An 11,332-nucleotide genomic window follows, 5' to 3' on the forward strand; every position below is an offset into this window, starting at 1 on the left:
TAGAGGCACAACAAACCCTAGGGCGTGTCCTCATTTTGAAAATGATGATAAAAATGAGATAAATTGAAGTCAAACAAGGAAAATAACGCAGATAATATCGGGATATTAACCAGTTATTTGACGCCGTTTGGCAAAATTTAGCCATTTTTAGTCCATTTAGATGCAATCGTTCAGATTGAGGACACGCCCTAATCATTAACCAAGCCTTTATTAACAAGCATTTATTAATTAAGTAGTGAGTAACATCATGAGTGACCATGCCAAGCAGGATTCTAATCAACCCGTTTCATCTGCGCCCAGTCAAGCTTTAAACCATGAAGCCATTCGTCATTATGCGCCCTCTGAGGACTGTCTAGCAGGCAAGACCATCTTAGTGACCGGTGCCGGCGCTGGTATTGGGCGCATAGCCGCTTTAACTTATGCTCGCTATGGGGCTACCGTGCTATTGCTTGGCCGTACGAGCAGTAAGCTTGAACAAGTCTATGATGAGATTGAGCGTGCAGGCGGGCCGCAGCCAGCGATACTGCCTATGGACTTAGAGCATGCACCCTATGATGAGATGCAGCAGCTGCACAATCTAATCTATAAAGAGTTTGGTCATCTCGATGGGATACTGCATAATGCTGGGATCTTAGGAGATCTGACCCCGCTTGAGATGTATGATGTCACTACCTTTACCAAAGTCATGCATGTCAATGCCACAGCGACCTTTATGCTCACTCAAGCCCTGCTGCCACTGCTGAAAGCGGCCGATCATGGCTCGATTGTGTTTACCTCAAGCTCAGTCGGCACCCATCCCCGTGCGTTTTGGGGGGCGTATGCGTTGTCAAAGCAAGCCGTAGAAGGTATGAGCGATATCTTTACTCAAGAGACCCAAAATACGACCAGCTTACGTTTTAACTGTATCAATCCTGGCGGCACTCGTACCAACATGCGTGCTCACGCCTTTCCGGGCGAAGACCCCATGAGCCTAAAGACCCCAGAGGACATTATGTCAGGCTATGTCTGTTTGATGAGTGATGACAGTATCAACGTGCGCGGGCAGGTTGTGGCATTACAGCCAAAAGACTAGCTACTGTCAGTATCCTATTTGTCTGCTCAATACAGCTTTATGACCTATTGAAAGCAAGCACCGACAACCCCATCTAGTTGTTATTAAAGCATTTAATGATAAATAACAAAGGATAAGACTATGGCAGGTGGTTGGGCAAGAGATGGCGCCGAACATGAGCAAATGGATGCGACCATCAATGATGCGCTGGATAGATTGAGACGTACGCTACCCTCAGGTGAGAGTGCTGAGTATTGTGATGAATGCGGTGAGCCTATACCGCAAGCAAGGCGAGAAGCCATGCCAGGGGTGCAGCACTGCGTAGGCTGTCAAACAGAGCTAGAACAACAGACCAAGGCGACTGAGCTGTTTAATCGCCGTGGCAGTAAAGACAGTCAGTTGCGCTAATAAATGCGTACGAGCGAATTATCTTAACCATAGATCGATAAAAAAACCCTGCACGTGTGCAGGGTTTTTTGTGCTGTCATTTATATCAAATGACTGCTATATCAGCTATTCAGCGTCTTCTTCTGGCTCAGCTTCATCTGGTACGAAGACATAGCCCACGCCCCAGACCGTTTGGATATAACGTGCTTGCGAGGGGTTGTCTTCGATCAGACGGCGCAAGCGTGAGACTTGCACATCGATAGAGCGCTCCATCGCTCCCCACTCTCGGCCTCGAGCCAGATTCATCAGCTTATCACGAGTCAGTGGCTCACGAGGATGCTGTACCAGAGCTTTGAGGACAGAAAACTCGCCCGTCGTCAGGGTCACGACATTACCATCACGTTTGAGGGTGCGAGTGGACAAATCAAGCGTCCAAGGGCCGAACTCGACCACTTCGAGCTGATGACTTGGGGCACCGGGCAGCTCACGGTTTTGGCGACGTAGTACTGCTTTGATACGGGCCAGTAGCTCTTTTGGGTTAAATGGCTTGGGCAAATAGTCATCAGCGCCCGCCTCAAGACCTGCAATACGATCGGCGTCACCGCCTTTTGCTGTCAACATAATGATGGGGATGTCCCCTTTATCTTCACGTAGACGCTTGCAAATGCTGATACCATCCTCACCTGGTAGCATCAAATCTAATACCACCAAAGAAAACAGTTCACGTTGCATCAGCTTGTCCATTTGACTGGCATCATGCGCCGTACGCACGACAAAACCATCATCTTCTAGAAAGCGCTGCAGCAAAGAGCGTAAGCGTGCATCGTCATCAACGACTAAAATACGCTGGGTCATCATATCGGGGTTGGTATTATCAGTCATGCAGAATTCCTTGTAATAAACATTATTATTGTCAGAGATGCTTTACGTTATTTGGTTTATAAGCAATCATTTATATATATGAGGCAATCACAACTTTTGTGCAATAGCTAAATGGTGGTCATTATTTATAATATTACTGCTTTAGTGTATAAGATTGCATCACTAATTGCATCACTGATAGGCATAAATGCTGTATGGGTTTGTTTAACATAGACATAGAATGACTGATATAAGGTGATTTGCGCCCCAAAAACCGTAATAAACAATGAAAATATAAAAAGGATTTTTATTCATGCAGCTTTTGCTATAATGCAAAACTACATTTCTCAACGATTGATACGGATATGAGTAGCACTGATACCCAAATGCCTTCTCAGGCCTCGACAAAAGCTCAGAGCCTAGATGCAACCACCCACGCGAATATTCACGACAAGCTTGCTCGCGCGCTTGGCATTAAGACTGCTCAAGTCAATGCGTTTGTCAAACTATACGATGAAGGGGCAACAGTCCCATTTATTGCGCGTTATCGCAAAGAAAAAACCCAAAATCTTGACGATGCCCAATTGCGAGCGTTAGAAAAATCGCTCAATTACGAACGTGATATGGCCACCCGTCGCCTCAAAATTACTGAGCTGCTCAGCACGCAAGGCAATTTGACCGACGAGCTGCAGGCACGTATTGATAATGCAACGTCCAAACTTGAGCTTGAAGATATTTATTTGCCCTATCGTCCACGCCGCCGCTCACCGGCTGCTAAAGCCCGTGCGGCAGGTCTCGATGTGGCAGCGCAAGCAATACTGACCCAAGAGATTACGCCAATAGAGGCGCTGGCTGACTATCAAGCACCAACGAGCATCACTGATGATAATGACAACGAGATAGAGGTTGACTTTAGCGATGTCGACAAGCAGCTTGCTGGCGTACAAGCCATTATTATTGATGAGTGGACGCAAGCGCTTGACCTGCTTGACGGCTTACGCAGTGGCTTTGCCAAAACGGCCAGTATCGTCTCGAGCGTCGCCAGTGAAGAGAAGCGTGAAGTCGGCGAGAAGTTTAAAGACTACTTCGAGCACAGCGAAAGCCTCACCCGTCTGCCCAATCATCGCTTGCTTGCGATGCTCCGCGGCCGTCAAGAAAACGTATTGACCTTAAAGGTCGAAGGTGAAGATGCGCCTTTTGTCGAAAAAATCATCAGTCATTTTAAAGTGGATGCCAAAGCCCCTGCCGAGCGTCGTGAGTTTTTGACCCAAGCGGCCAATAGCTTGTGGAAAGACAAATGGCGTCCGCATATCGAGCATCGCTTGTTGACAGAAAAACGTCTGACAGCAGAAGCCGATGCGATTGAGGTGTTTGCCAACAACTTACAGCATTTATTGATGGCAGCGCCTGCTGGTCGCAAAGTCATCTTAGGCGTCGATCCTGGTATTCGTCATGGTGTTAAGATGGCGATTGTCGATGCTCAAGGCCATGTTATGTTGGATAGTGAAGATAAGCCTGTGGTCGCTACTGTCTATCCGTTTGCGCCTGATAATAAAATGGCTGAAGCCAAAAAGATCATCGATGAGCTACTAAGTACTTATCATGTCGACTTGGTCGCCATTGGTAATGGTACGGCCAGTCGTGAAACCGATGCGATGATCAAAGAGATTTTGGCAGCCAACACTGACTTAAAAGCCAAAGCCGTCATCGTCAATGAGTCTGGGGCTTCTGTCTACTCTGCCAGTGAGCTGGCCGGTGATGAGCTGGCTGACTTAGATGTCTCGGTACGCGGGGCAGTGTCTATCGCACGTCGCTTACAAGATCCCCTCTCAGAGCTGGTAAAGGTCGACCCCAAAGCCATTGGCGTAGGGCAGTATCAACACGATGTCAATCAGAATCAACTGGCAGATAGCCTAGATAAGGTGACGCAAGATAGTGTTAACGCTGTTGGTGTAGATGTCAACACCGCCAGCCCTGCTATCTTAGCGCACATCGCCGGGCTCAACCGCAATGTGGCGCAGCAAATCGTCACTTATCGTAAAGAGCACGGAGCATTTGATAACCGTGAAGCCCTAAAAAACGTGCCACGTCTAGGTGCTAAGACTTTTGAGCAAGCAGCAGGGTTTTTGCGTATCCATGATGGCAGCAACCCACTAGATGCGACTGGCGTACATCCAGAGAGCTATGAGTTAGTCGATCGCTTACTGGCGCAAACAGGCAAAGCCCTACCAGAAGTACTGGGTAACGATGGTGTACTAAAAACTATCGATACCACTGCACTTGCGGCCAACGACGACAATATCAGTGTCAAAGCCATCGTTGATGAGCTGGCCAAACCAGCACGTGATCCACGCCCTGAGTTCAAAACCGCCAACTTCCGTGAAGATGTCAATAGCATTAAAGATTTAGAAGAAGGCATGCAGCTTGAAGGCGTCGTCACCAATGTGACTGCCTTTGGCTGTTTCGTCGATGTCGGCGTGCATCAAGACGGCCTAGTGCATATCTCGCAGATGGCCAATGACTTTGTCGCTGATCCGATGAACCGTGTCAAACCAGGTGATATCGTTTCGGTACGAGTCATCTCTATCGATGAGCAACGTGGCCGTATTGGTTTTAGTATGAAACCAGAAAGCGAGAAGCCAGCCCGTAATACGGATAAGAAACCCACTCGCCCACGCAGCAATCCAGCAGCGACTGAGGGTGATAAGCGTCCTACCAAGCCGCGTGGCAAGCGTCCTCAAGGTAGAAGTGATAAAGGAAGCAAGCCGGCAAGTCATCGCAGCAATAATGCGCCAAAATCTAGCAAGGCAGAAGCGCCTAGTAAGATTGGTACTCTAGGGGCGCTATTACAAGAAGCGGGCGTCACAAAAAATAAAAAATAAGTGCGCTGAGTTCATCAGTGCGTCAGTCTAAAAAGGCAGCCAATTGGCTGCCTTTTTAGGTCATGATAGTTATATCCACTTGGTTTGCATCACATTGTTATGTGTGTAGCAATGCCTTTTAGCGCACGCTAATACGGCGGCTTTCGCTGGCTTCGATGTCAGCAGGTTGGGTAGCCAGCAGCTCACCACGTGAGTCCTTTTCTTTTTCTTGTAAGGTAATGGCGGTATCAGCTGCTTGCTCACCAGTAGCGTTTTCACCACTGAGTAATGGCTGATAATCAGGGTTGCTGTGCTGCATGTTTAAAGCTTGCGAGGTCTGTGCTGGTTGCAAAGCTTCTGCTTGTACTACGTTAGCATCAGAATCTATGTCAACATCATCAGCCATGTCTTCACTGACCTCTACTTCATCACCCATATCAGCCATAGCAACTGCTTCAGCTTCATTGGTTTCGATAGCGCCAGGTTGGGTAGCCAGTAGCTCACCATCAGGACCTTCCACTTCAGCTTGTAATGTATTATCGACTGGTGTGGTGCGCATGTCGGCTGGTGTGACGTTCGTCATCTCATCAGCGTCAGCAGCCATGGCCAGACTTGGTATCGCCAAAGCGGCGCTCATTAGCAACGATAGAGATAAAGTGCGGTTTTGCATGATTTGATTCCTTAAGTTGATTGTCTATAAAAACGATTTTAAGACCTGTTTTTATAGCAGACCGAGTACATCGGCATCGCTAAAAGTTTATTTATACTCAGATAAATGCGGTTGATGCTAAGATAATATTCAAGCGTGAAAATAACAGCTAAGTGACAGGGGGTTCAGTAGCAAGCTGTTTAACAAAGTCACAGCTTGATGTTTACATGTGACATTGTGCAAATTTTGAACAGGTCTTTAATACAAACAGTCAGTACTGCGATCAGTAAGCAATCGATGCTTTTAGGAAGGCAGCTTTGTGAGTGGGCGACGATATAGAGCAGATTATTAGTCACCAAAAGTGACAAATGAACAGCCTGCGCTGAGCATTTATGTTTACCTGACTTATACAATAGGCTTGTCAGTTTATATGGGCATAATGGACGGTGGGGTCTGTATTTGTTTGCCGAACGATATGAAAATAAAACCGTATCAAATTAAATAAAAGGCCTTACTCTAAGTGTAGAGCAAGGCCGTTAATAATGGTCTTTAACTGACTATATCCTTGATTAAACGACTTCAAAGCTCAGACCAGCATGTTGCTCTAAACGAGTTAAGAGCTTGTCACCCATGGCTGACGCCGGTGTCCAAAAACCGCCTGCAACTTCCTGCTTTGAGACATCCTGTGCCAAGCATAAGGCGGACTGTGCCAACATGCGTGAGGTGCTGCCATAGCCTGGGTCTTTGTCACCTGTGACCTTGGTACTAATCGTATCTTTGTTGGATGTCTCCCCAAAGAAACGTATATCAAAATAGCCATTTTCTTGTTCAGACTTGCTAGGGCCCGAGCCTGACTTGGGTAGCACATGTTTTGATAGCAGCTCACGACTTGGTTTAAACACCATGGCTGTCGCAAAACCAACTAAGCCCAAACTCATGCCATAGCTCATCAGCTGACCTTTGACCCCATCTTTCATCCACATGGCTTCATCGTATTTGAAATTGCGGCCATAGTCATAATCGAGCAGCTGATTACTGCGATGGACGATGCGGGTGTTGATACTGGCCATGACAAAGGGGGCTAACCAGCGCTCATGCTGCTCATCGTACTCAGGTTTACTGATATTATCTTGACGCACATTCGGCGCGTCTTGATCGTCATTTAATAAATAAGGATTGGCCACTTGCTTACGGCGTGATTTATCTGTACCGACCTCTTCAAAGATGGTTGCCATAGAAGCGATCGTACCACCAGATAACCCACCTTTGGCTGCTTTGACACGCATATGGATGACATCACAAGACTGATCAAACTGACTTTCGGCTTGCTGCTGGGTGAAGTAAACCCCTAGATCTGAAGGGATAGAGTCAAAGCCGCAAGAGTTGACGATGCGGGCACCGCTTTGTTTGGCCTCGTCTTGATATTTATCGAGCATGTCTTTGATAAATATGGCTTCACCAGTAAGGTCGACATAGTCCGTGCCGTTATTGGCGCATGATTTGATCAAGGGTTCGCCATATTTAAGATAGGGGCCGACCGTTGAGATAATAACTTGAGTTTGCTTGGTCATCGCATCAAGGCTGGCGTCATCATTACTGTTAGCGATGATGATGTCGACCTTATTGTCAGTGGTTTTTTCAAGCTCAGCCTGCAAAGCCTTTAGCTTGTCCTCGTCACGACCTGCGATGGCCCAATCGATATCCGCTACTGCAGCGGCATTATTTGTATCAGATAAAAATTGGGCAAGATAGTGGGCGGTGATTTGTCCGACAAAGCTGGTCGCACCATAGAGCACCACTGCATAAGTACGATCTGAAGAGGTCGTGCTTTGCTGAGTGGTTGCTGTCTCTGTATTGTTTTCCATAACGGTCTTCCTTTAATTGATTTTTGTAATGAGAATAGAATGTCACGAACGGATTATTAATAAATAGCAGTATTAAAAATAACAGAATGAAAAAAGATGTAAACACCTAAGCATATGGCTTGGGTTCACTAATACCAAGTATAAAAACGCAGTCACGTCTAAAAACGCCCAAACTTGATACAAATAAGGCAATGTGACTACATAAATTACACAACCTAGTCTGATGATTACCAAAATGAACGTATTATCCCAAAAACAATTGCTACTCTAGTATCACGACCTAATAGGTCCTACTAACAAAAACAATAGGCATTATTAATACGTAAACGCAGCACAGCTGGTAACACAGCTCTCAAAAGAAGATGAGCGCCAGTTGTTGTTTGACGTTTTACCATCAAGTGCTTTGATGATTAAGGAGAATCATTATGTTTCGCTGGGCAATTATTTTTGCAGTCATTGCGTTATTGGCAAGTTTTTTAGGATTCGGCGGTGTCGCTGGATTGTCTTCTAACTTGGCTTATATCTTCTTAGTGGTTGCTGTTATTTTATTTATCGTGGCATTCGTTGGCCGCAAAATGTAAATATCAATCGATAGAGTTGATGCAAGACTGACTATAATAAAAAACGTCCTATAAAAGGACGTTTTTTTGTTGATAGGTTGATAGAAAGATACGCTGCATAGCGTCTAAAACGTCTTGGGCTGGATAATATGCTCCATACGCTTAGCCAAACGAATATCATGGCTGGTAATACCGCCGGTATCGCTTGTGCTCAGACGCACTTCAACGATATTATAAGTATTACGCCACTCTGGATGGTGCTCAAGCGCTTCAGCATAAAAGGCCGCTTGATTCATAAAGCTCATGGCTTCAATAAAGTCGCTAAAGTGATACGTCTTTACGATACTATTGCCATCACGCTGCCACCCTGCCAAGGCTTCCAATTGTAAATCTATTTGTTTGTCAGATAAGCTGCTCATATCCATATCCCTTATTATTGTGTCAAAATCATATGAGTATCATATAGGTATTATATGAAAGCCTTTAGGGCATAAAACTGCTTTTTAGCTTTTATAGGGTTTGTGTTGCCTTTATAAAGCCGACCCCTTTATAACAAGCTTTGGTATTCAGGATGTCTGTCAATATAGGCCGAGACAAACGAGCACTGTGATACCACTTTTTTGTCATTGTGCTGTGCGTAGTCAAGCGCATGTTTGACCAACTTTGAGCCGATGCCACGACCGCCCAGTGCTTGTGGGACGAGAGTATGATCATAGATCAAGGTGTCGCCACGCTCTTGGTAGCTGATATAACCCGTATGATCTTCAACTGTGGTTTCAAAACGCTTGGCCTCTGTATTATGAGTGATGTTTAAGTCTTGCGAGTCGGCTTGATTATTCATATAAAAACTCCATCTCTATTGTTATCAGTGGTTTATCGTTATTTGTGAACGTTCAATACGCCCTAAAGTTTTGAGTGATTACTCGTCTTATTATGAACCCTTATCGGTCTGCTTGCCAGTGGTCTACGATTGTTTCCAGTAAGCATAGATAGGCAAAATGTTACTATACAACAGAAGTCATTTAGAAGAATAGCGCTTAAGCATTATTGGCATAGCCATACTGACATTGCGATAAATAGTATAGTGCTGATAAACAATCCAAACAAAATGTTAATCTGTCGCACAGCTTGCAGGGCGTGTGTCACAATGCGATAATGGCAGATAATGTATAGGATGCTGGATACTCAGCAGGCCCTAATTTTTATTTTGAGATCGAGCAACATCAGCAGCACTACTGCAATATCTGCGTGGTGGCTGACTGGTGGCTCATGTCGTCTATCGGAGTGTCAATGGCACAATATATTTATACCATGAACAAGGTATCAAAACTTGTTCCTCCCAAGCGTGAAATCCTCAAAGATATCAGCTTGTCTTTTTTTCCTGGTGCAAAAATCGGGGTTTTGGGCATCAATGGTGCGGGAAAATCCACCTTACTGCGCATTATGGCAGGTGTAGACACTGAGTACAGTGGCGAAGCACGTGCCCAACCAGGTACCAAGATTGGTTACTTGCCACAAGAGCCACAGCTCGATGATAGCAAGGACGTGCGTGGCAACGTCGAAGACGGTATGCGTGAGGCGTTAGATGCGCTCGCTCGCCTTGATCAGATCTATGCCGAATACGCTGAGCCTGATGCTGACTTTGATAAGTTGGCTGAAGAGCAGGGTAAGATGGAAGACATCATTCAGTCATGGGATGCGCATAACCTAGAGACACAATTAGAAAAAGCCGCTGATGCCCTGCGTCTGCCGCCTTGGGATGCTGATGTCAGCAAGCTGTCTGGTGGTGAAAAACGCCGTGTGGCCCTGTGTCGTTTGTTGTTATCACGTCCTGATATGCTACTGCTTGACGAACCGACCAACCACTTGGACGCTGAGTCCGTGGCATGGCTTGAGCAGTTCTTGAAGAACTTTAGCGGTACCATCGTTGCCATTACGCATGATAGGTACTTCTTGGATAATGTCGCTGAGTGGATCTTGGAGCTTGACCGTGGTTATGGTTATCCTTATGAAGGTAACTATACTGAGTGGCTAGAGCAGAAAAACAGACGTTTAGAAGATCAAAACAAGCAAGAAGAGTCCTTTGCCAAAGCCCTGAAAAAAGAGCTTGAGTGGGTTCGTAAGAATCAAAAGGGTCAGCAAGCCAAGTCGAAGTCACGTATCCAGCGCTTCGAAGAGTTGAACTCAAAAGAGTTCCAGCAGCGTAATGAGACCTCAGAGATTTATATTCCGCCAGGTCCACGTTTGGGTAACAAGGTCATTGAGGTGAACAATATCTCCAAATCCTTTGGTGATCGTCTGCTCTATGAAAACCTCAGCTTCAATGTACCGCCTGCTGCCATCGTCGGTATTATCGGTCCAAACGGCGCTGGTAAAACCACGCTGTTTAATATGATGACAGGCAAAGACACGCCAGATACTGGTTCAGTTGACTTGGGTGAAAGTGTCAGTGTCGCTTATGTCGGTCAGGTACGTGATAACCTAGATGACGACAAAACGGTCTGGGAAGAGGTGTCTGATGGCCTAGACATTATCAAGGTCGGTGACTACGAAACCCCAAGCCGTGCTTATATCGGTCGTTTTAACTTTAAAGGTTCCGATCAGCAAAAATTAGTCGGTAATCTGTCAGGTGGTGAGCGTAACCGTTTGCAATTGGCAAAAACACTGAAGCAAGGTGCGAACGTCATCTTACTAGATGAGCCATCAAACGACCTAGATGTAGAGACGTTGCGTGCGCTGGAAGATGCCATTCAGGTATTCCCAGGTACGGTGCTAGTAGTCTCGCACGATCGATGGTTCCTTGACCGTATCGCCACGCACATCCTGGCCTTTGAACCGGAAGGCCCTGTATGGTACGACGGTAACTACTCAGAGTATGAGGCGTATCGTAAAAAGACCATGGGTGATGACGCCGGTCCTAAGCGCATGAAGTATAAAAAAATTGCCGGTTAATGCCACTACGACATTGGCTTGATTCAACAAAAAAGACCTCTAAATACTTTAGAGGTCTTTTTTTGCTCGCTATATAGTGAGTCCTAAATAAAAAGAGTACAGCTATAAACTCATCTCAGTAGCCCTTTATCTACTTCATAGTGGAC

The 11,332-nt window shown here is 45.9% G+C and carries 10 protein-coding genes; 5 read left to right on the forward strand and 5 right to left on the reverse strand.

From position 1 onward, the window contains the following. Window positions 1-247 precede the first annotated feature (247 nt). Both J3492_RS04325 and J3492_RS04330 read left to right on the forward strand, forming a co-directional pair. Complete coding sequence (locus J3492_RS04325; protein WP_207990263.1) at window positions 248-1,072, forward strand: YciK family oxidoreductase; 825 nt, start codon at window positions 248-250, stop codon at window positions 1,070-1,072. A 120-nt stretch (window positions 1,073-1,192) separates the two neighbouring features. Continuing rightward, on the forward strand, window positions 1,193-1,459 hold the full coding sequence (locus tag J3492_RS04330; protein WP_207990265.1) for a DksA/TraR family C4-type zinc finger protein: 267 nt from the start codon (window positions 1,193-1,195) through the stop codon (window positions 1,457-1,459). Between the two features lie 105 nt (window positions 1,460-1,564). Here the strand turns inward: J3492_RS04330 and ompR are convergent, their stop codons facing one another. Further along, a complete protein-coding gene (ompR, locus tag J3492_RS04335) occupies window positions 1,565-2,320 on the reverse strand; it encodes an osmolarity response regulator transcription factor OmpR (RefSeq protein WP_243453098.1) in 756 nt (251 codons plus the stop codon). A 344-nt stretch (window positions 2,321-2,664) separates the two neighbouring features. Here ompR and J3492_RS04340 point away from each other — a divergent pair, with 344 nt between their 5' ends. Continuing rightward, window positions 2,665-5,181, forward strand: coding sequence for a Tex family protein (locus J3492_RS04340; RefSeq protein WP_243453099.1), 2,517 nt, complete (start codon window positions 2,665-2,667; stop codon window positions 5,179-5,181). A 118-nt stretch (window positions 5,182-5,299) separates the two neighbouring features. Here the strand turns inward: J3492_RS04340 and J3492_RS04345 are convergent, their stop codons facing one another. Then, entirely contained in the window at window positions 5,300-5,830 is a 531-nt protein-coding gene (locus J3492_RS04345; RefSeq protein ID WP_207990267.1) for a hypothetical protein, read from the reverse strand. 548 nt (window positions 5,831-6,378) lie between these two features. Continuing rightward, complete coding sequence (locus tag J3492_RS04350) at window positions 6,379-7,674, reverse strand: saccharopine dehydrogenase family protein (protein ID WP_207990269.1); 1,296 nt, start codon at window positions 7,672-7,674, stop codon at window positions 6,379-6,381. 425 nt (window positions 7,675-8,099) lie between these two features. On the opposite strand from J3492_RS04350, the gene J3492_RS04355 reads away from it, so the two are divergent. Continuing rightward, window positions 8,100-8,255 carry a DUF1328 domain-containing protein gene (locus tag J3492_RS04355; protein WP_192522713.1) on the forward strand — a complete coding sequence of 52 codons (156 nt, stop codon included), beginning with the start codon at window positions 8,100-8,102 and terminating at the stop codon, window positions 8,253-8,255. Window positions 8,256-8,359: 104 nt separating this feature from the next. Here J3492_RS04355 and J3492_RS04360 read toward each other — a convergent pair whose 3' ends face one another. After that, a complete protein-coding gene (locus J3492_RS04360; RefSeq protein WP_207990271.1) occupies window positions 8,360-8,653 on the reverse strand; it encodes a 4a-hydroxytetrahydrobiopterin dehydratase in 294 nt (97 codons plus the stop codon). 128 nt (window positions 8,654-8,781) lie between these two features. Continuing rightward, entirely contained in the window at window positions 8,782-9,075 is a 294-nt protein-coding gene (locus J3492_RS04365) for a GNAT family N-acetyltransferase (RefSeq protein WP_207990273.1), read from the reverse strand. 449 nt (window positions 9,076-9,524) lie between these two features. Here J3492_RS04365 and ettA point away from each other — a divergent pair, with 449 nt between their 5' ends. Beyond that, complete coding sequence (gene ettA / locus J3492_RS04370; protein WP_207990275.1) at window positions 9,525-11,186, forward strand: energy-dependent translational throttle protein EttA; 1,662 nt, start codon at window positions 9,525-9,527, stop codon at window positions 11,184-11,186. Window positions 11,187-11,332 lie beyond the last annotated feature (146 nt).

The organism is Psychrobacter coccoides (genome assembly GCF_017498085.1).
In the GTDB taxonomy this organism is placed as follows: domain Bacteria; phylum Pseudomonadota; class Gammaproteobacteria; order Pseudomonadales; family Moraxellaceae; genus Psychrobacter; species Psychrobacter coccoides.

What these genes read in the sequence shown, in the direction of transcription:
- J3492_RS04325 (WP_207990263.1), top strand. Translation starts at nt 248, where the DNA reads ATGAGTGACCATGCCAAGCAGGATTCTAATCAACCCGTTTCATCTGCG.
- J3492_RS04330 (WP_207990265.1), top strand. Translation starts at nt 1,193, where the DNA reads ATGGCAGGTGGTTGGGCAAGAGATGGCGCCGAACATGAGCAAATGGAT.
- ompR (WP_243453098.1), bottom strand. Translation starts at nt 2,320, where the DNA reads ATGACTGATAATACCAACCCCGATATGATGACCCAGCGTATTTTAGTC.
- J3492_RS04340 (WP_243453099.1), top strand. Translation starts at nt 2,665, where the DNA reads ATGAGTAGCACTGATACCCAAATGCCTTCTCAGGCCTCGACAAAAGCT.
- J3492_RS04345 (WP_207990267.1), bottom strand. Translation starts at nt 5,830, where the DNA reads ATGCAAAACCGCACTTTATCTCTATCGTTGCTAATGAGCGCCGCTTTG.
- J3492_RS04350 (WP_207990269.1), bottom strand. Translation starts at nt 7,674, where the DNA reads ATGGAAAACAATACAGAGACAGCAACCACTCAGCAAAGCACGACCTCT.
- J3492_RS04355 (WP_192522713.1), top strand. Translation starts at nt 8,100, where the DNA reads ATGTTTCGCTGGGCAATTATTTTTGCAGTCATTGCGTTATTGGCAAGT.
- J3492_RS04360 (WP_207990271.1), bottom strand. Translation starts at nt 8,653, where the DNA reads ATGAGCAGCTTATCTGACAAACAAATAGATTTACAATTGGAAGCCTTG.
- J3492_RS04365 (WP_207990273.1), bottom strand. Translation starts at nt 9,075, where the DNA reads ATGAATAATCAAGCCGACTCGCAAGACTTAAACATCACTCATAATACA.
- ettA (WP_207990275.1), top strand. Translation starts at nt 9,525, where the DNA reads ATGGCACAATATATTTATACCATGAACAAGGTATCAAAACTTGTTCCT.